The 24,856-nt window shown below is 72.0% G+C and carries 21 protein-coding genes; 9 read left to right on the top strand and 12 right to left on the bottom strand.

The genetic code is table 11. The features are described from left to right. Positions 1-2: 2 nt before the first annotated feature. From AB0C28_RS08305 to AB0C28_RS08315, 3 genes are all read right to left on the bottom strand, one after another. The gene (locus AB0C28_RS08305) at positions 3-899 is read right to left on the bottom strand and encodes a discoidin domain-containing protein (RefSeq protein ID WP_358073450.1); all 897 of its coding nucleotides are present in this window, start codon (positions 897-899) and stop codon (positions 3-5) included. Positions 900-912: 13 nt separating this feature from the next. After that, on the bottom strand, positions 913-2,487 hold the full coding sequence (locus tag AB0C28_RS08310) for an alkaline phosphatase D family protein (RefSeq protein ID WP_357842274.1): 1,575 nt from the start codon (positions 2,485-2,487) through the stop codon (positions 913-915). 94 nt (positions 2,488-2,581) lie between these two features. Next, the gene (locus AB0C28_RS08315) at positions 2,582-3,367 is read right to left on the bottom strand and encodes a DeoR/GlpR family DNA-binding transcription regulator (RefSeq protein ID WP_357842277.1); all 786 of its coding nucleotides are present in this window, start codon (positions 3,365-3,367) and stop codon (positions 2,582-2,584) included. 194 nt (positions 3,368-3,561) lie between these two features. On the opposite strand from AB0C28_RS08315, the gene AB0C28_RS08320 reads away from it, so the two are divergent. The 7 genes from AB0C28_RS08320 to AB0C28_RS08350 all read left to right on the top strand — a co-directional run bounded on the left by AB0C28_RS08320 (position 3,562) and on the right by AB0C28_RS08350 (position 13,058). Next, positions 3,562-4,863, top strand: a complete 1,302-nt coding sequence (locus tag AB0C28_RS08320; RefSeq protein WP_357842279.1) for an extracellular solute-binding protein — start codon at positions 3,562-3,564, stop codon at positions 4,861-4,863. Further along, positions 4,860-5,771, top strand: a complete 912-nt coding sequence (locus tag AB0C28_RS08325; protein WP_358073451.1) for a sugar ABC transporter permease — start codon at positions 4,860-4,862, stop codon at positions 5,769-5,771. The genes AB0C28_RS08320 and AB0C28_RS08325 overlap by 4 nt, the downstream gene beginning before the upstream one ends. Continuing rightward, positions 5,768-6,580, top strand: coding sequence for a carbohydrate ABC transporter permease (locus AB0C28_RS08330; protein WP_357842285.1), 813 nt, complete (start codon positions 5,768-5,770; stop codon positions 6,578-6,580). Before AB0C28_RS08325 ends, AB0C28_RS08330 begins: the two co-directional genes overlap by 4 nt. Then, positions 6,577-10,629, top strand: a complete 4,053-nt coding sequence (locus tag AB0C28_RS08335; protein WP_358073452.1) for a hypothetical protein — start codon at positions 6,577-6,579, stop codon at positions 10,627-10,629. Before AB0C28_RS08330 ends, AB0C28_RS08335 begins: the two co-directional genes overlap by 4 nt. Positions 10,630-10,729: 100 nt before the next feature. Beyond that, positions 10,730-11,818 (top strand): FAD-dependent oxidoreductase, encoded by a 1,089-nt coding sequence (locus tag AB0C28_RS08340; RefSeq protein ID WP_357842291.1) that lies wholly within the window; start codon positions 10,730-10,732, stop codon positions 11,816-11,818. A 131-nt stretch (positions 11,819-11,949) separates the two neighbouring features. After that, on the top strand, positions 11,950-12,414 hold the full coding sequence (locus AB0C28_RS08345) for a hypothetical protein (RefSeq protein WP_357842294.1): 465 nt from the start codon (positions 11,950-11,952) through the stop codon (positions 12,412-12,414). Beyond that, positions 12,411-13,058 (top strand): TetR/AcrR family transcriptional regulator, encoded by a 648-nt coding sequence (locus AB0C28_RS08350; RefSeq protein WP_358073453.1) that lies wholly within the window; start codon positions 12,411-12,413, stop codon positions 13,056-13,058. The genes AB0C28_RS08345 and AB0C28_RS08350 overlap by 4 nt, the downstream gene beginning before the upstream one ends. Before the next feature lie 13 nt (positions 13,059-13,071). Here the strand turns inward: AB0C28_RS08350 and AB0C28_RS08355 are convergent, their stop codons facing one another. The 4 genes from AB0C28_RS08355 to AB0C28_RS08370 all read right to left on the bottom strand — a co-directional run bounded on the left by AB0C28_RS08355 (position 13,072) and on the right by AB0C28_RS08370 (position 18,047). Next, positions 13,072-14,031: a phosphotransferase family protein gene (locus tag AB0C28_RS08355; protein ID WP_358073454.1), complete on the bottom strand. Its 960-nt coding sequence runs from the start codon at positions 14,029-14,031 to the stop codon at positions 13,072-13,074. Then, positions 14,028-15,224 carry an acyl-CoA dehydrogenase family protein gene (locus AB0C28_RS08360; protein WP_357842303.1) on the bottom strand — a complete coding sequence of 399 codons (1,197 nt, stop codon included), beginning with the start codon at positions 15,222-15,224 and terminating at the stop codon, positions 14,028-14,030. Before AB0C28_RS08360 ends, AB0C28_RS08355 begins: the two co-directional genes overlap by 4 nt. 40 nt (positions 15,225-15,264) lie before the next feature. Beyond that, a complete protein-coding gene (locus tag AB0C28_RS08365) occupies positions 15,265-16,047 on the bottom strand; it encodes a CPBP family intramembrane glutamic endopeptidase (RefSeq protein WP_358073455.1) in 783 nt (260 codons plus the stop codon). 128 nt (positions 16,048-16,175) lie between these two features. Then, a complete protein-coding gene (locus AB0C28_RS08370; RefSeq protein ID WP_358073456.1) occupies positions 16,176-18,047 on the bottom strand; it encodes an alpha/beta fold hydrolase in 1,872 nt (623 codons plus the stop codon). 93 nt (positions 18,048-18,140) lie between these two features. Here AB0C28_RS08370 and AB0C28_RS08375 point away from each other — a divergent pair, with 93 nt between their 5' ends. Then, entirely contained in the window at positions 18,141-18,488 is a 348-nt protein-coding gene (locus AB0C28_RS08375) for a DUF6285 domain-containing protein (protein ID WP_358073457.1), read from the top strand. A gap of 58 nt (positions 18,489-18,546) precedes the next feature. On the opposite strand, the gene mctP is transcribed toward AB0C28_RS08375, so the two are convergent. The 3 genes from mctP to AB0C28_RS08390 form a co-directional block, all read right to left on the bottom strand. Then, positions 18,547-20,154, bottom strand: a complete 1,608-nt coding sequence (mctP, locus tag AB0C28_RS08380; protein ID WP_358073458.1) for a monocarboxylate uptake permease MctP — start codon at positions 20,152-20,154, stop codon at positions 18,547-18,549. Continuing rightward, the gene (locus AB0C28_RS08385; protein ID WP_106237561.1) at positions 20,151-20,360 is read right to left on the bottom strand and encodes a DUF3311 domain-containing protein; all 210 of its coding nucleotides are present in this window, start codon (positions 20,358-20,360) and stop codon (positions 20,151-20,153) included. The genes mctP and AB0C28_RS08385 overlap by 4 nt, the downstream gene beginning before the upstream one ends. 286 nt (positions 20,361-20,646) lie before the next feature. Beyond that, positions 20,647-21,195, bottom strand: a complete 549-nt coding sequence (locus tag AB0C28_RS08390; protein ID WP_346113453.1) for a VOC family protein — start codon at positions 21,193-21,195, stop codon at positions 20,647-20,649. Positions 21,196-21,273: 78 nt separating this feature from the next. On the opposite strand from AB0C28_RS08390, the gene AB0C28_RS08395 reads away from it, so the two are divergent. Beyond that, positions 21,274-22,284, top strand: coding sequence for an SDR family oxidoreductase (locus AB0C28_RS08395; RefSeq protein WP_358073459.1), 1,011 nt, complete (start codon positions 21,274-21,276; stop codon positions 22,282-22,284). Here the strand turns inward: AB0C28_RS08395 and AB0C28_RS08400 are convergent. Both AB0C28_RS08400 and AB0C28_RS08405 read right to left on the bottom strand, forming a co-directional pair. After that, positions 22,275-23,216: a WYL domain-containing protein gene (locus AB0C28_RS08400; protein WP_357842322.1), complete on the bottom strand. Its 942-nt coding sequence runs from the start codon at positions 23,214-23,216 to the stop codon at positions 22,275-22,277. The genes AB0C28_RS08395 and AB0C28_RS08400 overlap by 10 nt on opposite strands. After that, positions 23,198-24,823: a CocE/NonD family hydrolase gene (locus AB0C28_RS08405; protein ID WP_358073460.1), complete on the bottom strand. Its 1,626-nt coding sequence runs from the start codon at positions 24,821-24,823 to the stop codon at positions 23,198-23,200. The genes AB0C28_RS08400 and AB0C28_RS08405 overlap by 19 nt, the downstream gene beginning before the upstream one ends. Positions 24,824-24,856: the final 33 nt, after the last annotated feature.

The following is a 24,856-nucleotide window of genomic DNA, read 5'->3' on the forward strand; positions in this document are numbered from 1 at the left end:
GCTCAGCGGGCTTCGACCTCGATGATGCGTGTGTAGTCGTTCGCGCCGTTCGACGCCAGGGCGACGACGCGGACGTCCTCGGCGGCGACGGGCGCGAAGTCCGAACGGGCGGTCCCCGCGGTGTTGCCGCGCACCTGCGCGACCGTCTGCCACGGCCCTCCGCCGGCCCGCACCTGGACGTCCCAGTCGCGCAGCCCGTACCTGGAGGCCGGGTAGCGCTCGGTGTCCAGCGTGTAGAGGTCCACCCTGGACACCTGTCGGGCGCCGCCGAGCGCGATGGCCACCGTGTCCGGCCAGGACCTGGCGGTGGCGTCGTTCCAGCCGTTGCCGCCGGCCCAGCCGTTGGACGAACGGTCGCCGTCGGCCACGCTGCAGGGCGGGTAGTTGGCGTTGGTGTGCTGCGAGGACGCGGTGACGGGCCGGCGCAGCGCCAGGTTGCCGCCGTTGTCGAGCCCGTCCACCGGCACCACCTCGACCGGGACCTTCAGCGTGCTCGACGGCGTGCGCAGGCGCAGCCCGTACGTGCCCTCGGCGGTGCCCGGCGGCACGGCGACCAGCAGCTTCGCGCGGACCTCGTAGCCGGGCGGGAGATAGCTGGTCAGCATCGCGCGGGAAGCCGTCAGCGGCGAGTCGGCCTCGACCCGCATGGTCGCGTACGCGGCCTTCTTCGCCTCGCTCCGCATCCCGATCTTGAGCGTGGCGGGGCAGGCCGGGTCCACGCCGAGCGGCGCGACCAGCTTGTCCGCCCCGGCGGTCGGGACGAGCTTGCCCGTGCCCTTGGAGACGCCCGGCTCGACCTGGACGGAGACCGCCTGCGGAGGAGTCTCCGGCTCGGGGGTGGCCGGTGGAGCGCCGATCATCGGGACGAAGGCGAGGGCCCCGGCGGCGAGGATGCGCATGATCTGTTCCTTCCTAGAGCACGTGCAGGCCGGGGGCGCCGTCGAGGGTGACCAGGCTGGCGCGGGTGGAGACGGGGGCTCCGGGGCGGTCGACGTACGGGACGACCTTGAAGTCCGAGCGCCACTGGCCGCGGGTGACCTCGCAGGACACGTAGCCGCGCTGGTAGCTGGAGAAGCGCAGGTGCGGGTTGGCCGGGTCGGTGCCGCCGGGCGGCACGCCCTGCGTGGGGTTGCCGTTGCCGCCGCTGCTGACCGAGGTGCAGACGAACTCCACGCCGATCGCCGGCGCGGCGGGATCGTCGAAGTCGCGCTTGAGGTCGCCGGCCAGGTTGTAGTGGATGTCGCCGGTCAGCACCACGGGATTGCTCACCTCGCGGTCGGCGATGCCGCCGAGCAGGCGGTCCTTGGCCGCCTGGTAGCCGTCCCACAGATCCATGCTGAGCCGCTGCGCCGGTCCCGGGTCGAAGTCAAGTTGCATCATGGCCACCTGCTGGGCGAGCACGTTCCATCTGGCGCGGGAGGCGCCGAGGCCGTCGAGCAGCCAGCGCTCCTGCGCGGTGCCGATCATCTGCCGCGCCGGGTCGAGCCGGTCGGCGCAGTCCACCTGCTGGCCGTCGCCGCAGACCTGGTCGTCGCGGTACTGGCGGGTGTCGAGCACGTTGAACTCGGCCAGGTCGCCGAAGGTGAAGCGGCGGTAGATGCGCGCGTCGGGGCCCTCGGCGGAGGGCAGGCGGACCGGCATGTTCTCCCAGAAGGCGCGGAAGGCGTTGGCCCTGATCACCAGGTAGTCCTGCTCGCTCACCTCGCCGCCGGGGCCGTACCGGCCGGCCCAGTTGTCCAGCACCTCGTGGTCGTCCCAGGTGACGATCCAGGGCGCGCGGTGGTGGGCGGCCTGGAGGTCGGGGTCGCTCTTGTAGAGGCCGTACTGGACGCGGAACCGGTCGAGCGTGTCGCACTGCACCCGGAACTGCTCGGGCACCGGGGTGTTGCGGTTGCCGCCCATCGGCACGATGCCGAACTCGTAGATGTAGTCGCCCAGGTGGAGGACCACATCGGGGTTCTCCTCGGCGAGGTGGCGGTAGGCGGTGTAGTAGCCGTCCTGCCACGACGCGCAGGAGGCGAAGGCCAGGCGCAGCGACTCGGGGCTGCTGTCCGGGGCGGGTGCGGTCCTGGTCCGGCCGACGGGGCTGAGCTCGGAGCCGGTACGGAAGCGGTAGAAGTAGTCACGGCCGGGGCGCAGGCCCTTGGCGTCCACGTGCACCGAGTGGCCGTACTCGGGGGTGGCCCAGGCGGAGCCGTGGCGGACGCGGCGGGCGAACGCCTCGTCCTCGGCGATCTCCCAGTCGACCCTGATCCGGTGGTACGGCAGCCCGCCCAGCGGCTCCAGCGGCCTGGGCGCCAGCCGGGTCCACAGCACGACCCGGTCGGGGAGCGGGTCACCGGAGGCGACGCCGAGCTGGAAGGGGTAGTCGGCGGTCCTGACCGTGGCGCGGGCGGCGGTCCACGGATCGGCCAGATCGGAGGTGAAGGCGAGAGCGAAGGCGGCGCCGCCTAAGCCCAGAAAGCCCCGGCGTGAGGGATGCGGCATGCTGCTTCCTAGTCTGGGGGGACGAAAGCCCTCACTTTCTAGCAAGCGGGCCCGTTGTTAACAAGACGCGAGTTAGAAATAACGTCTTCGGGCGTTAGATCTCCGCCACCAGGACGTTGCCGTGGTGGTCGCGCAGTCGCTGGAGCAGGTCGGCCGGGGCGTTCGCGTCGACCACCACCACGTCGAAGTCCGCCAGCGGCGCCACCCGGTGCAGCGCCACCCTGGCCAGCTTGGAGCCGTCCACGGCCAGCACCCGCCGCGACGCCGAGCGCAGCATGGCCCGCTTGACCAGCACGATCTCCTGCTCCTGGTGGTAGGCGTACTCCTCGGAGATCGCCGAGGTGGAGACCACGGCCAGGTCGGTGTTCACCGCCTCGACCGCGTCCACGCACCCGAGGCCGAGGAACGAATCATGCGTGGCGTGATATTCACCGCCGAGCGCGATGAGCCGGAGGTCGGGACGGCCGGCCAGCAGCCTGATCGCCTCCAGGAAGTTCGTCACCACGGTCAGCGGAAGCAGCTCGTCCAGGTGGCGGGCCACGGCCAGCGCGGTCGTGGAGTCGTCGAGCATCACGGAGCTGCCCGGCTCGATCAGCCCCGCCACCACCCGTGCGATGGCGTCCTTCTCGGCCGTGTGCGCCTTGAGCCGGTAAGCGATGTTGCTCTCCCACACGTTGCTGGCCTGGGCGGTCGCCCCGCCCCTGACCTTGCGCACCATGCCCTGGCGGGCCAGCTCGTCGAGGTCGCGGTGGACGGTCATCAGGCTGACCCCGAAGTTTTCCGCGAGTTCGGTGACGGAGACGGAGCCCCTGCGCACGATGTGCTCGGCCATGCCCTGCCATCGCACCGACCTGCTGGAGGCGTGCTGACGCGTGTTCACCTGGGTCCTCTCCGGTGTCGGACGGCAGCGAATCCTACCCTTGACACCCCGCTCGGGCGACTCGTACCCTCCAGCCACCGCCGCTTTTAACATGCTTGTTTGTGAAGTTAACAACGGTGGTACACGATTAAAACGTTCGCATCCAGCGGCTCTCGGGGATTCACCGCACGTCGTACGACCGAGGAGACAGCGACATGACCGACCTGCTGCACCAGGCCCGGCTCAGCCGGGGACAGTTCCTGCGCGTGATGGGCGGTCTGGCCGCGGCCACGCTGGCCACGGCCTGCTCCACCAGGCCCGAGACCACCGCCACCACGGGCGGGACGGCGACCACCGAGCTCAAGTTCATCGGCGTCGCCGATCAGAAGACGCCCATGGACGAGCTGGCCGCCGCCTACCAGAAGGCCAAGCCCGCCGTCCGGCTCACCACCTCCTACGCCCCCACCGACCAGGTGCAGACCTCGCTGCGCACCCAGCTCGGCGCCGGCAACGCCCCTGACCTGCACGTGGTCTACCCCGGCAACGGCAGTGCGATGTCGATGACCCAGATCGCCCAGGCGGGGCTGCTGGCCGACCTGTCCGCGCAGAGCTGGACCCCGACCATCCCCACCGGGTTCAAGCCCGCCTTCCAGCTCGACGGCAAGACCTACCTGTACTCGGCCGGCTCCTCCGTCATCGGCGCCGTCTACAACAAGAAGGTCTTCGAACGGGCCGGCATCGACGCGCCGCCCACGACCTGGACCGAGTTCCTGGCCGTCTGCGACAAGCTGAAGAAGGCCGGCGTCGTGCCGATCGCGCTCGGCGCGCAGACGCCGTGGGTCACCCAGCTCATCACGTACGCGCTGGTGCCCTCCACCGTCTACGCCAAGGACCCGTCGTTCGACGACAAACAGCTCGCCGGCCAGGCCACCTTCGCCGGCTCCGGCTGGCGCCAGGCCATGGAGATGTACTTGGAGCTGCAGAAACGCGGCTACTTCAACGACAAGCCGAACGGCACCACGTTCGAGCAGCAGACCTCCATGGTCGCCACCGGCAAGGCGGGCATGGCCGTGCAGGTATCGGCCGTCATGCCCGACTTCCGCAAGGCCGCCGCCTCGCCCGACGACCTGTCGATGTTCCCCGTCCCCGGTGCCGACGACGCGAACTCCGTGTGGATCCCCGCCGGCGTCGTCGTCGGCGTGGGCGCCAGTGCCAAGGGCAAGAACGCCGAGGAGGCCAAGGCGTTCATCGACTTCCTCGGCAAGCAGGAGAACATCAACGCCTGGGCCAAGGCCATCGCCGCCATCCCGCTCACCCAGGACGCCTCCTCCGTGATCGATCCCGCCGTGCAGTCGTTCCTGCCGTTCACCAAGGACCGCGCGGTGCCGTTCATGGACCAGCGCTGGCCCAACGCCGAGGTCCAGCCCGTGCACTTCGCCGTCGTCCAGGAGTTGCTCGGCGGCGACAGCACCATCGACGAGGCGCTGAAGAAGATGGACGAGGCCTACCGCAAGTGACCTCACTGACCGCTTTCCGCAGCAGGCCCGCCCGCGCCGCCCGGCGGCGCGGGAGCGCCGCCACCCCGCCCTGGCTGTTCGCCGCCCCCGCCCTCGTCGTGTACGCGATCGTGGTGCTCTACCCGGCCGTCAGCGGCGTCGTGTACGCGTTCACGGACTGGAGCGGCATCGGCGAGGACCGCTCGTTCGTCGGCCTGGCCAACTTCGCCACCCTGTTCGGCGACGAGCAGGCCATGGGCTCGATCGGCAACACGCTGCTGCTCACCCTGGCCATCGTGGTCGTGCAGAACGGCATCGGCCTGCTGCTCGCGCTCGGCGTCAACGTCAAGCTCAGAAGCCGGGCCCTGCTCCGCGTGATCTTCTTCGCGCCCGTCGTGGTCAGCCCCGTCATGGTGGCCTTCCTGTGGAAGTACATCTACAACCCCGACCCGTCCGCCGGCCTGAACGGCCTGCTCGGCCTGCACGTGGACTGGCTCGGCGACCCGTCGGTCGCCCTGTGGTCCATCGCCGGCATGGTCGTGTGGCAGAACGCCGGCTACTCCATGGTCATCTTCCTGGCCGGGCTGGAGGGCGTGCCGCGCGAGCTGCACGAGGCCGCCATGATCGACGGGGCGGGCACCTGGCAGCGCTTCCGCTACGTCACCTGGCCGCTGCTCGCCCCCGCGCTCACGATCAACCTGATGCTCTCCACGATCGGCGGGCTCAAGCTCTTCGACCAGATCTTCGCCGCCACCAACGGCGGTCCCGGCTACGCCACCGAAACTCTCTCGACCGTCCTGTACAAGCAGGCGTTCGTGTTCGGCAAGTACGGCTACAGCACCGCCATCGCGCTCGTCCTGGCGCTGTTCGTGGCCGCCGTGTCGCTCGTGCAGATCTACTACACCCGCCGCCGGGAGGTGACCGCGTGAGAAGGACCTTCCCGCTGGAGCTGGTCATGATCGCCGTGGCGGTGGCGTTCCTGTTCCCCGTCTACACGCTGGTCTCGCTGGCGCTGAAGGACCCCGGGCAGATCGCGAGCTCACCGATGGCGCTGCCCAGCCCGCCCACGCTGGACAACTTCACCGCCGCCTGGACGGCCGCCGCGCTCGGCCCCTCGCTGGTCAACAGCACCGTGATCACCGTGGTCAGCCTGGTGGCGCTCATCGCGCTCGGCTCGTTCGCGTCGTACTTCCTGGCCCGGGTCCAGAGCCGGCTCGGCTACGGCCTCTACATCCTCTTCCTGCTCGGGATCGTGCTGCCGTTCCAGCTCGGCATGATCCCGCTCTACCGGCTCGTCACCGACCTCGGCCTGATCGGCACGCACGCCGGCATGATCCTCTTCTACACCGGCATCCAGCTGCCGTTCACCGTCTTCCTCTACACCGGCTTCATCCGCGCGCTGCCCGGCGACTACGCCAGCGCCGCCCAGATCGACGGAGCCTCGCACCTGGTGGCCTTCACCCGCGTGGTCTTCCCGCTGCTGCGGCCGATCACCGGCACCGTGCTCATCCTCAACGCCGTCTTCATCTGGAACGACTTCTTCACCCCGCTGGTCTACCTCGGCGGCTCCGGCTTCGAGACCGTCCCGGTCAGCGTCTTCGCCTACGTCGGCCAGTACGTCTCCCAGCACGGCCTGGTCTTCGCCGGGCTCGTGCTCGGCGCGCTGCCGATCGTCGTCGTCTTCCTGGCGCTGCAGCGCTACGTCATCAAGGGCTTCTCCAGCGGGCTCAAGGGATGAACGTCTTCGACGCCTTCCGCGAGCCGCCGCGCGCCTTCTCACCGGCGGCCATCTGGTGGTGGAGCGGCGAGCCGCTGCGCCGCGACCGGCTGCGCTGGCAGCTGGAACGCCTGGTCGCCGGGGGCGTGCACAACCTCGTCATCCTCAACCTCGCCCCCTCGGGGCCGATGTTCGGCTCGCGCGCCGACGATCCGCTGTTCCTGTCCGAGGAGTGGTGGGAACTGCTGGACGGGGTCTGCCAGGACGCCCACGACCTGGGCGCTTTCCTGTGGTTCTACGACCAGCTCGGCTTCTCCGGCGCCGACCTCCAGGCCCGGCTGGTCCAGGAACACCCCGACTTCGCCGGCCAGTGGCTGGGCCCCGGCGGGACGGTCACCACGCGGGGCTTCGACTACCTCTCGCGCGAGGCGTGCGCGGTGCTGCTGGACCGGGTGCACGGCGAGTTCGAACGGCGCGTCGGGCACTGGTTCGGCCGGGTGATCGCCGGGTCGTTCCAGGACGAGCTGCCCACCCTGCCCACCTGGTCCGACCGCTTCGCCGCCGAGCACCTCGCCCGGCGCGGGCGGCCGTTCGACGCTCTTGCGCCTTCGCCGGACTGGCGGTCGTACCAGACGACCAGGGCCGAGCTGGCCGAGGAGGCGTTCTTCCGGCCGCTGGCCGAGTGGCACGAGCGCCACGGGCTCGTGCACGGCTGCGACCAGCAGGACCCCGCCCGCGCCGGGCATCCCGTCGAAGGGGTACGGCTGTACGCCGACTACGCGCGCACCCACCGCTGGTTCGGCGCCCCCGGCTCCGACCACCACGGCGACGCCCGCCTGCACTCCTCCTTGGCCCATCTGTACGGGCGGCCGCGCACCTGGATCGAGGCGTTCCACTCCAGCGGCTGGGGCGGGACCCTGGAGGAGACGTTCGACTGGCTGCTGCCGTGGCTGCGGGCCGGGGCGACGCTGTACAACCCGCACGCCGTCTACTACACGACGCGGCGCGGCTGGTGGGAGTGGGCGCCACCGGCCACGGACTGGCGGCAGCCGTACTGGCGCCACCACCGGGTCTTCGCGGAGGCGGTCACCCGGCTGTGCGCGGCGCTGTCGTTGGGACGCCACGCGTGCGACGTCGCCGTCCTGCTCCCCACCTCCACCGCCCAGACGGGCACCGACGCGGGGACGGCCGGTCCGGGGACGGTCGGTCTCCAGGCGGTCGGTCATGAGGAGGTCGGTCCCGAGGCGGTCGGCCATGAGGCGGCCGGCCCGGAGGCGGTTGGTCCAGGCGAGGCCGACCTGGAGGCGGTCGGTCCTGAGGAGGTCAGCCCTACGACGGTAGGTCCGGGAGCGGCCGGTTCCGGGGCGAGCGGTCCCGAGCCGGATAGGCCCGAGCCGGGTGGGCCTGGCGCCGCGAGCGCAACGGCCCATGCGGCCCATGCGGCTCAGGCGGCTCAGGCGGCTCACGGGACCCACGCGGCTCATGCGGCTCATGCGGCCAGGGCGCAGGAGGTGTATCGCGAGCTGGTGGGCGATATGGCCTGGTTCGCCACCAAGCCGGGCGTGCTGGACCGGCTCGGGCTCGACGCCGACGTCATCGACGAGGATTCGGTGCGGCGTGCGGTCGTCAAGGACGGGCGCCTGACCGTCTCCACGGAGGCGTACCGCGCCGTCATCCTGCCCGCCGTCACGGTGCTGGACGAGGACGTGGCCGCTCGGCTCGCGGACTTCTCCGCGGGCGGCGGCCTCCTCGTCGCGGTCGGCGCGCCATCCGGCTTCTCCTCGGGGGGAACGGACGCCTCCCACCTTCCCCCAAAGGGGACGGATCCCTCCCACCTTGCCGCCCGGCTCGGGGCCCGCTTTGTGCGGTCCGCCGACCGGTTGGGGGAGGCGCTGACGGATCTGGAACGGCGGGTCGAGGCGCCCGTGCCCGCGCTGGTGCGCGAGGACGGCGAGACGACCCTCGTCTTCCTGCCCGCCGCCTTCCCCATGGCCAGCCGCATCGGCGTGGGACGCCCCGAGGAACGCGGGGTCGACCTGGGCTGGCTGGACGCCGTCATCGACTTCGACCCCGCCCGGTACGCCCGTGAGATGCCGGTCACCATTCACGGCGTCCAGGGCGCCCCGCTGCTGCTGCGCCCCTTCGCCGGCGGCGACCCGGTGGCGCTGCCGTACATGAGGGACGGCGACACCGTACGGGTGACCGTCCCGTTCGACGACGGCCCCGCGGCGCTACTGGTGTTCGACGGCACGCGGCCGGAGCCCGCGTCGCGACCCGCGTACACCGTCGTGGCGGAACTCGGGGATGCCGAGTGGGACGTCGAACTGGTGCCCACGCTCGACGACACCTGGTCCGACTTCGGCGGCGGCGGCGCGGGCATCGAGGCCTGGACACTGCGCACCCCCGACGGGGAGCCGGTGGACGTCACATTCGGCCCGCACGGGGAGCAGCGCGTCGACGGCGGGCCGTGGACGCCGTCGATCTGGTCGTCCTCACGCGGCCTGCACAAGGACCCCGTGCACCGGGAGACACTGGGACCGAAGGGACGGGTGCCGGTCGAGTTCCTGACGTTCGGCCGTACTGGCGGAGGCGTCGAGGCAGCCTTCCGCACCCTCGTCACCGTCCCCGACACCTGCGCCGACATCTGCGCCGACACCGTCCCCGACACCTACTCCGCCGCTTCCGCCGCGCCCGCTGCCCCAGCCGACAGCTCCGACGTCCCCGCTCCAGCTCCCGCTCTCGCCTTCGGCGCCGCCGTCTCCGGCTCCGGCGGTCGCGATCTCCGTACCACCACCCAGGACGACCGGAGCGGTGGCGGTGCGTGGGTGGCGATCGGGGCCGGGGCTGCCAAGACGTTGCGGATCGACGGCGAGGAGTGGCCGCTCGACGATCGCGGTTACGCGGCCGTCACCCGCGCCCCCGTCCCGCCCGGCGAGCACCTCCTGGAGTTGGTGCTCGTCCCCGACGAGGAGCTCGACCTGCGCGCGTACGTGTGCCTGCTGGCCGACCCCGCCGACGCCGCCCGTCCCGAGTGGATCGCGGGGACGCCGCTGGAGACCGTCGTGATCGCAGCACCCGAGCAGGACGGGGGAGGCGTGCTGCAGGTGGCAGCCACGTCGTTCTGCCGGGTGCTCGTCAACGGGACGGAGGCGGGCAGGCAGGGCGGCTTCGACCCCTACGCCGAGGCGGACATCCCGCGCGTGCGCCGCTACGACGTGAGCGACCTGCTGCGCCCGGGCGCCAACACGGTGCGCGTCGAGTCGGACGGCTGGGTGCTGGTGGACGGCCTGGCCGTCTCCGGGCCCCACTGGACGCCGGAGCCGCGCGTACGCCGCCGCCAGTACGGCGACCCCGCCGCCCTCTGGCTGCTCCCACGCCCCCACCCCCTCCCGGGGGCGACCTGGCTGGACGACACCACCCCGGCCGCCCCGCCGGCCGCCCTCCCGGTCACCGGGCCAACTGCCCTTCCGGCCGCCCCGGCCGCCCTTCCGGCCGTCTTCTCGGTGCCGGGCGCCCGGCCGCGCACCGAGCGTTTCCTGCTGGACGCGCCCCCCGGCGCCACCGGCGTCGAGGTGAACGCGCTCGGCCCGGTCGAGCTGCGTGCCTCGCTCGGCGGGCCGGGACCGGGCGAGGTGGAGCTGGTCGTGCGCACCACCCCCGGCGCGAGCGGCGGGGCCGCCTTCACCGGGCCCGTCCGGTTCACCTGCGGTCCAGGACGGATGCGGCTCGGCGACTGGGAGGAGCTCGGCCTGGCCGGGTACAGCGGCGGCGTCCGCTACCGCACCACGATCACCGCCCGCTCCGGACCGGGCGTGCTCGACCTGGGCCGGGTCAGGGGCACGGCCGAGGTGACGGTGAACGGCCGGCCCTGCGGCGTGCGCGTGTGCTCCCCGTACCGCTTCGACGTCGATCTGGACGACGGCGGCAACGTCGTCGAGATCCTCGTCCTCGGCACCCTGGCGGCCTACCTGGACGAGGTCAGCCCCACCCATTTCGTCTTCCCCGGCCAGCGCACCACGGGCCTGTTCGGACCCGTACGCCTGCACCGCCCGGCCACCGATCTAGGATGACCCGGCGAGGACACCACCGGCCCGCCGCCTCTTCCGATCCGGCGGCCGGCCGCACCGCACGGAAGGAGAGCGCCGGTTGGCACACCACCGGAGTCAGCCTGTGATCGTCGTGATCGGCGCGGGCTTGATGGGCGCGGCCACCGCGTGGCAGCTCGCCCGCCGCGGCGCCGAGGTCACGCTCATCGAGGCGTACGAGATCGGCCACCGCAACGGCAGCTCCCACGGCACGTCCCGGATCTTCCGCCGCGTCTACGACGACCCCTTCTACGTCGATCTGACCGGCCGGGCGGCGGAGTGCTGGCGCGAGCTGGAGTCCGACGCCGGCACCGCCCTGCTCCGTACGACCGGCGGACTCGACTTCGGCGCGGGCCGCGACCTGGAGGGCCTGGCCGCGATGCTGTCCGCCACCGGAGTGGCCTGTGAGCTGCTGCCGGAGCGGGCGGCGCAGGAACGCTGGCCGTTCGCGCACTTCGGAGGGCCGGTGCTGTTCCATCCTGAGGCGGGCGTGGTGGACGCCGACGCCACCGTGGCGGCGTGCGTCCGGCGGGCCGCTGAGCTGGGGGCGCGGGTACTCACGGGCACGCGCGTACGGGAGGTGCGCACCGGCCCTGACTCGGCGCAGGTGCTCCTGGAGGACGGCTCGGAGCTGGCGGCCGACACCGTCGTGGTGGCGGCGGGGCCATGGCTGCCCGAGCTCGCGGGCGCCATCGGGACGCCGCTCCGCCTGCCGCCGCTACGTGTCACCCAGCAGCAGGTCTTCCACTTCCGCCAGCGTGATCCGGGGCAGTCCTGGCCGACCCTCGTGGCCATGGACGAGCTGATGCTGTACGGCCTCCCGTCGGGCGCCGACGGAGGCGCCGCGCCCGCCGTCAAGATCGCCGAGCACGACCGGGGCACGCCCACCACCGCGAGTACCCGCGACGGGATCGTCAACCCCACCTCCCGGGACGCCGTGACGGACTGGGTCTCGCGCCGCCTGCCCGGCCTCGACCCCGAGCCCGTCGCCGAGGCCGTCTGCCTCTACACGACCACCCCTGACGAGGATTTCGTCCTCGACCGGGTCGGCCCCGTCGTGGTCGTCTCGCCCTGTTCGGGACACGGCGCCAAGTTCACCCCGCTGATCGGCCACCTGGCCGCGGACCTCGCCCTCGGCACCGCCGAACCACTCCCACGCTTCGCTCTGCGCTGATGACAGAGCGTCACCGACTGTGCGGATTCCCCGCGTGTCGCGTCCGCCCATGGATAAGGTAGGCGACCGAACTCCCGCCGTACGCGACGCGCGATCAAGGGAGCAGCAGGCGAACGAGGGGGAGTATTCGGGTGAAACGCGACCGGCACGCCCGCCGCCTCCTGGGAGTCGTCGCCGGCCTGGCCGCGCTCGTCCCCGTCTACTACCTCACCGAAGCCGCCGCCAGAGCCCTGCGCGCGGGCAACGCCGCGTTCGGCCCCGCGCCCGCCGCGCTGGGCTACCTGGCGGCGGTGGCCGTCATCGTCGTCCTGCTCACCGCCTGGCCGGCCGCGGCGCTCGCCTGCGGGGTGCCGCTGGCCGCGGCGGGCACGCTGTTCGCCCTCGACCTGGACGCCGCCGTCGGCGTGGCGGGCACGCTGCCGTACGCCCGCTCCGGCGGGCTGCCCTGGTCGGCGCCGGGCGCCGCGCCGTGGGCCGAGCTGAGCGAGCCGCCGGGAACCCTGGCCGGCCTGACCGGCCTGTACGCGCTCCTCGGTGCCCTCCTCGTGCTCTCGGCGCTGCTCCCGGCCCGGCTGCGATCTATCCTGGACAGGTGAGCGGGCGGGATCCGGATCGGCGCAGGGCGCTGCTCGACGCGGCCGACCGGGTCATCATGAAGGAGGGCCCCGAGGTCTCGATGGCGGCCATCGCCGCCGAGGCGGGCATCACCAAGCCCATCCTCTACCGCCACTTCGGCGACAAACGCGGCCTCTACCAGGCGCTGGCCGACCGCCACGTGGGCACGGTCATCGGCCGGCTACGGCCGGAGTTCGGCCAGGCCGGGGCCGACCTGCGGGGCCGGGCCAGGGCGGCCATCGGCGTCTACCTCGACCTCGTCTCGGCCAACCTCAACCTCTACCGGTTCCTGTTCCACCGGGCCAGTGCCGAGGACACCAGGGTCCGCTCCCACATGACCTCGCTGGTGCGCGGCCTGGGGGAGGAGCTCGGCGTGGTGCTGGCCGACGAGGGGGTGGTGCCCGACCCGGTGCGGGCGCAGGTGCTCGGGCACGCGTTCGTCGGCATGGTGCAGGCCACGGGAGACTGGTGGCTGGAGCATCCGGAGGTCGGACGCGCCCAGGTGGTGGAGGGACTGGTGGACGTGATCGCCGCCACGCTCATCCCCGTCACCACACCCCGCCGGGACGGGCGGGCGCGAGGTCGCCGACCAGGCGTAGCGGGTCCCGGCTCGTCCCCGTCATGACGCCGCCGGGCGGTCAGGGGCGCTCGACAGGCGCGGCATCGCCGAGCAGCCGCAGCAGGTCCCACTCGGTCTCGCACACGCGCCGCCCGATCGCCGCCAGCTCCACCGACCGCGCCCCGCCGCGCAGGTGCCGCATGGTCTGCATGACGCAGATGACACCCCACTTGAGCACGCCGAACGTCTCCCACCAGCGCAGCGCCTCGCGGTCCACCCGCTCGCCGCCCGCCTCCTCGTACGCCCCGACGAGCTCCTCGTAGGAGCCGAACCCGCCCACGGGCAGCGGCGAGCCGAACCGCCACGCCTTCACGCACAGCCACCCCAGATCCTCCAGAGGATCGCCGACGTGGGCGAGCTCCCAGTCGAGCACCGCCCTGATCCCCTCGGGCCCGACGACGAGGTTGCCGTTGCGGAAGTCGCCGTGCACGACCGTGTGCCGCCGCCAGCGCGGCCGGGCGGCGGCCAGCCGCCGCAGCGCCAGCTCGAACACCGGGTGCGGCTCCCCGAGCTGGTCGAGGACGTCGCGCCAGCGCAGCAGCGGGTCCTGCTCGTCCGACGGGGGCGCCGACGACAGCGGCATCCGGTGCACGGCGGCCAGCGCCTGCCCGCACTGGCGGGCCAGCAGGGGCCGGGCGGTGGCGTACGCGTCGTCACGCAGGATCTTGCGCGGGATCGTCTCGCCCGGCACGCGGCTCATCAGGATGTACGACTCCCCGCACGCGACGATCCGCGGCACCGGCACCCCCGCCCCGGCCGCGGCCCGCATCAGCCGCGCCTCGGCTGCCAGCCCGGCGCCGGCCTCGGCGGGGGCGCCGGGCGAGTCGAGCCGCAGGATCAGCTCGTGCCGGCACCCGTCCGGATCGGCCACGTCGAAGGCCCAGGTCTCACGGGAGGCGCCGCCGGGCAGCCGGGCGCTGGACACGACCGCCGCCCCCGCCCCGAACGCCGCGCGGACGATCGCCTGCGGATCGCTCATCGCAGGCCGAACTCCCACGAACCGCCCGCCGCGTACGAGCCCAGGATCCGCCGCCCCACCGAGTCGATGTGCACCTCGTCGGGCCCGTCGTAGATCCGCCCGGCCCGCGCGTGCCGGTACATCCGGTCCAGCGGCGTGTCCGGGGTCAGCCCGGCGGCGCCGTACACCTGGATGGCCCGGTCGATCACGTTGTGCAACATCCGCGCGCCCACCACCTTGATCGCTCCGATCTCCACCCGCGCCTGCGCGCCGGGAGCCGAGTCGATGACGCCGGCGGCGTGCAGCGTGAGCAGCCGGGCGGACTGGATCTCGGTGTAGGAGTCGAACACGTGCTGCCGCATGAGCTGCTTGGCGGCCAGCGGCTCGCCGAACGCGCTACGTTCGTGCAGCCTGCGGCACATCAGGTCGAAGGCCCGCTGCGCCTGGCCGAGCCAGCGCATGCAGTGGAAGATCCGCCCGGGGCCGAGCCGCTTCTGCGCGATGACGAAGCCCTTCCCGCGCGGGCCGAGCAGGTTGGCGGCGGGGACGCGCACGTCCTCGTACCGCACCTCGCAGTGCGCCCCGTCGAGCCCCAGCACCGGCGTCTCGCGCACGATGGTGTAGCCCGGCGTGTCCGTCGGCACCAGGATCATGGAGAAGGCCAGGTGCGGCGGCGCGTCCGGCTCGGTGCGGCACATCACGGTCGTGTACGCCGCCCGCGACGCCCCCGTGGTGAACCACTTGTGCCCGTTGATCACCCATTCGTCGCCGTCGAGCACGGCCGAGGTGGTGATCTGCGTGGGGTCGCTGCTGGAGACGGCCGGCTCGGTCATGGCGAAGCTGGGCGAGATGTCGCCGCGCACCAGCGGCTCCAGGTAACGTTCGCGCTGCTCGGGCGAGGCGTGCTCGTGCAGCATCAGCGAGTCCTGCAGCGTGTACGTTCCCAGCGCGAGCTGCCCGTACTCGCTGCGCCCCTGCACCTCGTTGACGTAGACGTAGTCGAGGAAGGGCAGCCCGCCCCCGCCCAGCTCACGCGGATGGCCGAGCGCCCACAGGCCCTCCTTCTTGGCCTGGGCGCGCAGCTCGTCCAGGACCGCCGCGGCCTCGGGCCCGCCCGCGTGCAGCACGGGTTCGGCGGGCTCCACCCGCTCGGTCATGAAGGCGTGCACGGCGTCGCGCACCGGCCGGACGCTGTCGGGGACCGCGAAGCTCATGATTCACCCAACCCCGGATCCCCGGCGAAGGTCAACCGCCTCAGGGCAGCCAGCTGACCTTGCCGTGCAGGAAGGCGTACCCGACGAAGGCCACGGCGTCGATCAGCGTGTGCGCCACCACCAGCGGCATGGCCCGGCCCCACCGCTGGTACATCTTCCCGAACACCAGCCCCATCACCACGTTCCCGATGAACCCCCCGAAACCCTGATACAGGTGGTACGAGCCGCGCAACACCGCCGACACGGCCAGCGCCTTCCACGGACTCCATCCGGCCTGGCCCAGGCGGTGCAGCAGATATCCGGCGACCAGCACCTCCTCCAGCAGCCCGTTCTGCGCCGCGGCCAGCAGCAGCACCGGCACCTGCCACCACTCCTGGGGCAGCTGTCCGGGCACCACGGTCAGGTTCACCCCCGCCGCCCACACCACCAGGTAGAACGCCAGCCCGGAGCCGCCGATCGCGGCCGCGAGCACCGCCCCGCGTACCAGGTCGCCGCCAGGGCGGCGGAAGTCGGCGCCGATCGTGCGCAGCGACTCGCCCGACCGCACCAGCAGGTACGCCACCAGCCCCACCGGCGCCACCGCGATCGCGATCTGGACCAGCTGCAACGTGAGGTCCAGCCACGGCCGGCCGGGCGCCATCGACCCGACCAGCACGGCGTGCTGCCCCTTGAGCTCCCTCGGTGCCGTGAGCGCCCCGATCAGCCGCACGAGCGCCACCACGGCGCTGGCGCCCAGCGAGACCGACATCACGACGAAGATCTCGGCCCGGATGAGCTTGGGGCCCAGCACGGGAGCCGGTTCGAGGGAGGACTGTGTGTGCATGTGCGCAGATTAGCCGCTACATGATCGGACGATGATAAAGGCGACATGTCCCCCGCTTGCCGGGGGACATGTCGGGACGGCGCGGCTCGCCGGGGGCATGTGCGGAAGCCGTGGCTCGCCGTGCGTGGTCAGGCCGGCTCAGGGACCTTGACCGGCGTCCCGTCGAAGGACCCGGACAACGCGGGCCGCTCCCGAGCGGTGAACGCCTCCCACACCAGCTCGACCCGATGCACCCGCCCCTCCGCCCCACCGTCCGAGGTACCGGGCGAGACGGTGAGTGAGGCCGTCGCCTTTCCCTCAGGCCGGAGCGTGACGCGGCCGGTCACCGTCACCCCGGGCACGAAGGCGGCCTCGTCCAGCTCAATGAGGCCGGATCCGAAAGTCACCTTTCCGGCGCGCAGCCCGGCCTGCTCGGTGAGGCGTCCGTGCACCAGGTTGTACGGGTTGCGGCGGGCGACGGCGTCGGCGGCGGTGGCGTACCCGGCGGCCAGCACCCGCCGCCGTTCCACGTCCAGCCCGGGCGCGGGGAGCGGCGCGAGTTCGCCGAGCGAGCGGGGGAACGCTCCCGAGGCCCGGTAGTTCTCCGCGTTGCACCGCGGCCGCGGCACCCGGTGATCGAGCACGAACGAGCGCAGCATCGCCAGCACGCACTCCCCGGCCGCACCCGGCCCCCAGGCGAGGCTGTGCGTGCCGAACGGCACCCGGACGAACGTCGCCCCCGGGAAGACGCGCATCGCGCGAGCCACTTCTGCGGGCGTGTGCGTGTCGAAGTCCCCGCCGGCGACCAGCACCGGTACGGCGGGCAGGTCCGCGTGCGGCGGCAGCACGGGTGCGGGGCGCGGGGTCGGCCAGTTCACGCAGAACTCCAGCCCGGAGCGCGCGTCGAGCCCGAGATCGGCGAGCGTGAACGGCGCCAGCGGCCGCTCCCGCGCGAAGTACCGCTCCAGCTGGGCCTGCCGCTCGGCCGGACCGGCGTCCCGATTGAAGGGGAAGGACCCGTCGCCGCACCGATAGGCCAGGTACCCGGCCCACTCGGCGCCCTCGATGGGCTGGCTCGGGACGCCGTTCAGCACACTCGCCAGCCGTCGCAGCGGCGCGGGGTCACCGGACAGGTACGCCGTCGCGGCGGCGTTCACCTCCCGGCCGAAGACCGGCTCCGTCATTCGCCCCATGCTCATCAGCGCGGGCGGCGGCACCTCGGGATCGAGGTGTGCGCGCAGATGCGTCACCAGCCGGGCGTACGTGCGCTCGGGGTCGCCGGGCAGCTCACGGCAGGCGCGCGAGCGTCCGCAGACGAAGCCCAGCCGCTCGGGCAGGAACCGCGTCGGCCACAGGACGTGGCCGTCGGGACCGGTGATCGTCGCGCTGTCCAGGAACGCCGCCGCCAGGCCCTCGGGACGCCGGGCGGCGTACGCCTGGGCGTAGGCGGTGCCGTAGGAGGTGCCGTAGAAGGTCACCGGGCCGGCGCCGAGCGCGCGGCGTACCGCGTCCATGTCCTGAACGGCCTGATCGGCGGTGAAGAAGCGGATCCGCGGTCCCAGATGCGCCGCGCAGGCCGCGACGCTCTCCGGCTCGGTCAGCTTCAGCCCCGGGCACAACAACGGGGACGACTCGCCCAGGCCCCGAGGATCGACGACCAGCAGGTTCATGCGGTCCAGCACGGGTCCGAGCGTCCGTGTCAGCCGCGGCACGTCGGGCAGCGCGGGAAGCGGGCCGCCGGGATTGGCGAGAATCGTCCCGGTGGCCTCCTTCGCGGCCGGGACCCAGGCGAACGCCACCTCGATGCGCTCGGACGCCGGATTCCCCCAGTCCAGCGGCACGGCGACCGTCCCGTCACACCGCACAGCGGCTCCGGCGCATTCGTGCAGGGGTATGGACGCGGAGGTTCGAGGAGTGGTGACGGCGGTGGCCGGGAGCGGCGGCGACACCACCAGGCCCGTGGACACGAGCGCTGTCATGGAGGCTGTCATGAAGGCGGTCACGAGGGCTTCGAGGCGCATGGATTCACCTTCGCCCGCGATCCCCGCCGAATCCTCCGCCTACGGGACGAATCGGTCTTGGGAGCAGGCTCCTACTCTGCTAAGGAGGACGGTGTGACCCGTACAGAACCGCACGACGTGCCCGGCGCGGCCGAGCTGGTGGCCGCCGTACGCGACTTCCTGGAGACCGACGTGCTGCCGGCCGTGGACGGCAGGACCCGCTACCACACCCGCGTGGCGATCAACGTGCTCGGCATGGTCGAGCGGGAGATCGAGCTCGGCCCCGCCCAGGCCGAGCGGCACGCCGCGAGCCTGGCCGCGCTGGGCATGGCGGACGACGCCGAGCTGGCCGCGGCCGTCCGCGAGGGCCGCGTCCCCGACGACTCCGCCCTCCTGTCCGTCCTGGAGCAGGCGGTACGCGCGAAACTGGAGGTGGCCAACCCCGGCTACCCGGCCACGTGAACAGGCACACGGCCCGCTCCCCGTGCGGGAAGAGCGGGCCGTGCGCGGTGCGGAGAGGTCAGTGGGAGCCGGTCAGGTCCAGGTCCTTGACCTTGGGGTCGCCCTCGTCGGCGAAGTAGTCGTCCTGCGCGGTCGCGTCCTTGCCGTCCGCGACCTTGGCCGCCCGGAAGATCAGCGTCCCCAGCGCCGCCACCAGGAGGTTGACGCCCAGCGCCAGGAACCCGGCGTAGATCGTCATCTTGGTGTCGAAGCCCAGGTTCGACAGCCCGAACGCCGAGCCGCCGAAGTGCTGCTTGCCGTTGGCCGGGTTGGGGATGAGGTAGAGCATCCACATGCCCGCCGCCAGGCCGGCCGCCCAGCCCGCGATCAGGCCGCCCTTGTGGAACCAGCGCGTGTACAGGCCCAGCGCCACCGACGGCAGCGTCTGCAGGATGACCACGCCGCCGATGAGCTGCAGGTCGATCGAGAACTGCGGGTCGAGCAGCAGGATGCACAGCACCGCGCCCACCTTGACCAGCAGCGACGCGATCTTGGAGACGTTGGCCTCCTGCGCGTCGGTGGCGTTCTTGTTGATGTACTCGCGGTAGATGTTGCGGGTGAACAGGTTCGCCGCCGCGATCGACATGATCGCCGCGGGGACGAGCGCGCCGATGCCGATGGCGGCGTAGGCCACGCCGGTGAACCAGTCGGGGAACATCTGGTCGAACAGCACCGGCACGATCGTGTTCGTGTCGGCCTTGCCGTCGGCGGTGATGGGCTTGACGCCGGCCGCGATGGCCATGAAGCCGAGCAGCGCGATCAGGCCCAGCACGAGGCTGTAGGCGGGCAGCGCCGACATGTTCCGCTTGATCACGTTGCGGTTCTTGGAGGCGAGCACGCCGGTGAGGCTGTGCGGGTAGAGGAACAGCGCCAGCGCCGAGCCGAAGGCCAGGGTGATGTACTGGAGCTGGTTGGCGGCGTTCAGTGTGATGCCGTCACCGGGCGCCGGCGAGGCGGCGAACTTGGCCTTGGCCGCGTCGAAGATCGAGTCCCAGCCGCCCAGCCGCGCCGGGATGTAGATGACCGCCGCCAGGATCACGATGTAGATCAGCGCGTCCTTGACGAACGCGATGAGCGCGGGCGCGCGCAGGCCGGACTGGTAGGTGTACGCGGCCAGGATCGCGAACGCGATGATGATCGGCAGGTGCCCGGTGATGCCCATCGCCTTGAGCACCGCCTCGATGCCGACGAGCTGCAGCGCGATGTACGGCATCGTGGCCACCAGGCCGGTGATCGCGACGGCCAGGGCCAGCGTCGGCGACCCGAACCGGGCCCGGACGAAGTCGGCCGGCGTGACGAAGCCGTGCACATGCGAGACCGACCACATCCGCGCCAGCACCAGGAACACCAGCGGATAGACCACCACGGTGTACGGCAGCGCGTAGAAGCCGAGTGCGCCGGCGCTGAACACCAGCGCGGGCACCGCCACGAACGTGTAGGCGGTGTAGAGGTCGCCGCCGATGAGGAACCAGGTGATCCAGGAGCCGAAGCTGCGACCGCCCAGGCCCCACTCGTTCAGGCTGGCCAGGTCGCTCGGCCGGCGCCAGCGCGCGGCCACGAAGCCCATGCCGCTGACGATGAGGAACAGCACGATGAAGACGACCAGCTCGGTCGTGTGCGCGCTCATTTGGTCATCCGGTAGACGATGGTCGTGGACACGACGCCCACCACGATGAAGGCGATCTGCAGCCAGTAGAAGAGCGGGAAGCCGAACAGGCGGGGCTCGTCGGCGTTGAACAGGAACGTCAGCAGCGGCAGCACGATAGGCAGGACCAGCAGCCAGTTCCATGGGCTGCGGTCTGTGCGTGGCTGCCCGGGTTCCCCGGTAGTCATCGACCCTCCGATGAATGGATCAGGAGCCGTTGATGACCGGCTCTTGACAACTCGTCAATGGAGGGAGAGTAACTTTACGGCGGTATTAAACCCAATGTCTGCCGTATTACGGTTTGGCCTAAATGCCGGGATCAAATCTTGACCGTCAAGATCCGGGCACGCGGCCACACCGCTGAAACCTTAGGCACGATCGCGCCGCGATCGTCAGTCCCTGTCGACGAGTGGTCGCCGGTGTGCGGCGAACGGTCGGACGGTCCGCCCTGCGGCGAACGGTCACACCGAACGGTCACACCGTCCGGTCGGCGGCGGTCCTGGGCTCGTGCCTGACGTCGCCCGGCTCGCCGACCTTACGCGTCCAGGCGGCGAACTCGACCAGCACCCCGTCCGGATCCTTGAAGTAGATCGACCGGACGAAGACACCGTCGTGCATCTCAGGCGCCACGCCGAACTCGCTGTCGTCGTGGTTGAGCAGCACGCCGACGTCGATGCCCTTGGCGACGAGCCGGTCGCGGTACTCCTCGATCCGCTCAGGCGGCACGTCGAAGGCGATGTGGTTCATCGAGCCCACGGCCGACAGCAGCTCGCCGCGATCGGGCAGGTTCTTCGGCGCGGACACGCCCGGCACGCCGTCGGGCGCGTCGGGGAACCAGAAGAAGGCCAGCGCGTTGCCGCCCCCGCAGTCGAAGAAGAAGTGCTGCCCCCAGCCCATGGGCAGCTCGATGGTCTTGATCAGCGGCATGCCCAGCACGCCGGAGTAGAAGTCGACGGTCCGCTTCATGTCCGAGCAGACCAGCGCGACGTGGTTGACCCCGCGGAGCTCGAATTCGCCGTTCATGGTAACTCCTTGCTTATCACAGGGTCGTGCCGGAAAACATGACATGAGATGTCGGCTTTTCACGGCACGATCGTGTACATGATCGCTTTGGTGGCGGGCGCGACCCGCGGAACGGGACGAGGCATCGCGGTGGCCCTGGGGGCGGCCGGCGCGACGGTGTACTGCGCGGGCAGGAGCACGCGCGAGCAGCGCTCGGAGATGAACCGGCCGGAGACCATCGAGGAGACGGCCGAGCTGGTCACGGCGGCGGGAGGCACCGGCATCCCCGTACGCTGCGACTTCCTGGACCCGGCCCAAGCCCAGGATCTGGCCGCGCGCGTCGAGCGGGAGCAAGGACGGCTCGACGTGCTGATCAACGACGTGTGGGGCGGCGACGGCCTCTGGGAGTGGGACACCCCGGTCTGGAAGCACGACCTGGACAACGGCCTGCGGCTGCTCAGGCTGGCCATCGACACCCACATCATCAGCGCCAGGCACCTGCTGCCGCTGGTGATCAAGGAGCCGGGCGGCCTGGTCGTGGAGGTCACCGACGGCACCTGGGCGTTCAACGAGACCCGCTACCGCGAGAACGTCTACTACGACCTGGCCAAGATGTCGGTGAACCGGATGGCCTTCGCCTGGTCGAACGAGCTGCGCCCGTACGGGGGCACGGCGCTGGCCGTGACGCCGGGCTTCCTGCGGTCCGAGGCCATGCTGGAAGGCTTCGGGGTCACCGAGGACAACTGGCGCGAGGCGAAGGTGGACAGCGCCTGGATGGTCTCCGAAACCCCCGCCTACGTCGGCAGGGGCGTGGCCGCCGTCGCCCAGGACCCGGACCGGCTGCACTGGTCGGGCCGGTCGGTCAGCAGCGAGGACCTGGCCGTCGCGTACGAGCTGACGGACGTGGACGGCAGCCGGCCGCGCGTCTGGAGCTACATCACGGAGGTACGGGAGGCGCAGGCGAAGGAGCCCGCTGCGGACCAGAACGGCGCGGACCAGAACGGCGCGGGCCAGGAAGGTGCGGGTCAGGAAGGTGCGGGTCAGGAAGGTGCGGGTCAGGAAGGTGCGGGCAAGGAGGCGGACGGCGACGCCTGGAAGGCTTATCGGTAGAGCTCGGCCATGCGGGCGGCGGCCTCGGCCAGCATCGCCCGCAGCCGCGGCGGACCGAGCACCTCCGCCTCCGGCCCGAACCGCAGCACCTGCGAGAACGCCACCGGCAGCGACTCCACCCCCAGCCGCACGGTCCCGTCGGGCTCCAGCGAGGCCAGCGCGTCCTCCAGCGCGGCGGGGTCGGCGACGTGGCGCAACATCCGCACTCCCCGCTCGCTGAGCCGCAGCGTGATCACCTCGCGCAGCAGCGACCGGCCGAATTCGGCCGCCTGCTCGGCCCAGAACGCGGCCAGGTCGAAGTCGGGATCGCGGTCGAACGTCTCGTCCAGCACCGTGATCTCGCCGAACCGGTGCACCCGGAAGATCAGCGTCCGCGCCTTGAGCCGGGCGGCCAGGTACCAGACCCCCGCCTTGAGCACCAGCCCGTACGGTTCGAGCACGCGCGGCCGCTCCCGGTAGAGCGCCGAGACCCGCCGGTCGCTCCACACCGCCCTGGCCAGCGGCGCCAGGGCGGCCGGGGGCGGATCGGAGCCGGCGAACCAGCCGGGCGCGTCCAAGTGGAAGCGCTGGGCCGCGGTCGCGGGCGCGTCACGCAGCGCGGGGGAGAGCGCGGCGGCGGCCTTCAGCCTGGCCGTGGCCGCCACCTCCTGCAGCCCCATCTCGCGCAGCGCGCTGGGCACCCCCGACAGGAACAGCGCCTCAGCCTCGGCCCGGTCGAGCCCGGTCAGCCGGGTGCGGTAGCCGTCCAGCAGCCGGTAGCCGCCGCCGCGCCCTCGGTCTGCGTAGACCGGCACACCCGCCTCCGACAGCGCCAGTACGTCGCGGTGGACCGTGCGCTCGGAGACCTCCAGCTCTCTGGCCAGCTCCGCCGCCGTCATCCCGCCCCGGCCCTGCAGCAGCAGGACCAGCGACATCAGCCTTGAGGCGCGCACAGCGGCAGCACCACGGCGGAGGGCCGGTCGGGGGAGTGGAACACCTCGACGTCGGCGGGCACCATCGCCCCGTTCGCGCCGAGCGGATCGCCGGTGCCGGGATTGCGGGCGATCGTCGGGTACGCTCCCGCCGCGACGTGCACCCTGATCCGGTGGCCGCGCCGGAACCGGTGCGCGATCGGCCACATGTCAACGTCAACCCGGCGCACGTCCCCACGATAGCCGCGCCCACCATCCCGGGGCGCACCGTCTCGGGGCTCGCCATCACCGGGTCCCAGCCGCCGCACGCCCTCGCACACGTTGTACGACCGTCCGTCCGGACGCACGTCGCACACCCGCACCACCACGTCCACGTACGGCGTGCTGGACCGCACGAACAGCTCGGCACGCACCGGCCCGATCATCTCGGTGTCCGCCGCCAGCCGGTCCGAGCTGTAGACCAGCACGTCGCGGCGCCGCTCCAGCCGCCGCTGGTCACGCGGCCTGGAGTCGCCCAGCAGCACCGGCCCGCCGATCACCGGCGTCGGGTGTGACGGGTGGTAGCGGAAGCGGTCGGGCTCCGACCGGGCCGGCGCCTCGGGCCCGAGCCCGAATTCGGGCCGCAGGTGCCAGCGCTGCTCCAGCATCCCGGGCACCGGCCAGTCGGGGTAGTCGCGCCACTCCCCGGCGCCCGTCACGTACAGGCGTACCGGATCGGCGCGCAGCTGAGACCGGTCGCCGAGCAGGTGCGCGCGGAACCAGGCCGACGCCTCGGCCATGGTGGGCCGGCCGTGCCGGCTGTCGATGTGGTACCAGGGGCCGATCGTCAGGTACGGCCGCCGGCCCGCCGCGCGCAGCGCCGCGTAGTCCTTCAGCTGCCACGGCAGGAACACGTCGTACCAGCCGCCGAGCATGTTGACGGCGGCCTCCACCTCGCCCACCTTCGGGGAGAAGTCGCGTTTGTCCCAGTAGGGGACGGCCGGGTCGGCGTGGTGGGCGAGCAGGTCCTGGAAGAACGGCAGCGTCCGCCCCGCCGAGACCAGGTCCAGCTCCGCCACGGGCCGCCCCGACAGGACCGCCCTGCGGGTGAGCCGGGGCGCGGTCAGCGCCGCGGTGCCGCCGAAGCGGCGGGACATGGCGTCGGTGAGCGTGGTCCAGCTCAGCGCCGACTCCAGCGCGAAGGCCCCGCCCACGTACGCCGCGTCCCTGAACTGGGAGGCGGTGATCTGCACGGCCATCGCCTTGAGCTCGGGCCCGGCGTAGGGCGCGATGGCCCACTGCGTGTAGCCCAGGTAGGACGGGCCGAACATGGCGAACGAGCCGCCGTACCAGGACTGCTCGCGCAGCCAGGCCACGGTGGCCAGCCCGTCGTCGTGCTCGTCGCCGAGGGGGTCGAGTGAGCCGCCGGACCCGAAGCCGCCCCTGCAGCTCTGGATGACGACGTGGAAACCCTGCCGGGCGAAGCCGCGCCCGTAGTAGAGGCCGAACAGACCGCGGCGGCCGTACGGCGAGCGCATGAGGACGACGGGAGCCCGCCCGCCTCCAGGGGGAATGTAGTGGTCGGCCAGCAGCGTCACGCCGTCGGGCATCGGCACGGGAAGATCGCGCTGGATTCGCACGCGTCTCATGTACCAACCAGTAACATATGCCGCCGGGCGAGC

Origin of the sequence: Nonomuraea sp. NPDC048892 (assembly GCF_040649735.1) — a bacterium.
GTDB lineage: Bacteria > Actinomycetota > Actinomycetes > Streptosporangiales > Streptosporangiaceae > Nonomuraea > Nonomuraea maheshkhaliensis.

Bases quoted from the DNA above. Each gene is read 5' to 3' on its own strand.
- AB0C28_RS08360 (WP_357842303.1), bottom strand. From the start codon at position 15,224: ATGAGCTTCGCGGTCCCCGACAGCGTCCGGCCGGTGCGCGACGCCGTG.
- AB0C28_RS08355 (WP_358073454.1), bottom strand. From the start codon at position 14,031: ATGAGCGATCCGCAGGCGATCGTCCGCGCGGCGTTCGGGGCGGGGGCG.
- AB0C28_RS08365 (WP_358073455.1), bottom strand. From the start codon at position 16,047: ATGCACACACAGTCCTCCCTCGAACCGGCTCCCGTGCTGGGCCCCAAG.
- AB0C28_RS08390 (WP_346113453.1), bottom strand. From the start codon at position 21,195: ATGAACGGCGAATTCGAGCTCCGCGGGGTCAACCACGTCGCGCTGGTC.
- mctP (WP_358073458.1), bottom strand. From the start codon at position 20,154: ATGAGCGCGCACACGACCGAGCTGGTCGTCTTCATCGTGCTGTTCCTC.
- AB0C28_RS08310 (WP_357842274.1), bottom strand. From the start codon at position 2,487: ATGCCGCATCCCTCACGCCGGGGCTTTCTGGGCTTAGGCGGCGCCGCC.
- AB0C28_RS08305 (WP_358073450.1), bottom strand. From the start codon at position 899: ATGCGCATCCTCGCCGCCGGGGCCCTCGCCTTCGTCCCGATGATCGGC.
- AB0C28_RS08335 (WP_358073452.1), top strand. From the start codon at position 6,577: ATGAACGTCTTCGACGCCTTCCGCGAGCCGCCGCGCGCCTTCTCACCG.
- AB0C28_RS08405 (WP_358073460.1), bottom strand. From the start codon at position 24,823: ATGAGACGCGTGCGAATCCAGCGCGATCTTCCCGTGCCGATGCCCGAC.
- AB0C28_RS08370 (WP_358073456.1), bottom strand. From the start codon at position 18,047: ATGCGCCTCGAAGCCCTCGTGACCGCCTTCATGACAGCCTCCATGACA.
- AB0C28_RS08385 (WP_106237561.1), bottom strand. From the start codon at position 20,360: ATGACTACCGGGGAACCCGGGCAGCCACGCACAGACCGCAGCCCATGG.
- AB0C28_RS08395 (WP_358073459.1), top strand. From the start codon at position 21,274: ATGATCGCTTTGGTGGCGGGCGCGACCCGCGGAACGGGACGAGGCATC.
- AB0C28_RS08320 (WP_357842279.1), top strand. From the start codon at position 3,562: ATGACCGACCTGCTGCACCAGGCCCGGCTCAGCCGGGGACAGTTCCTG.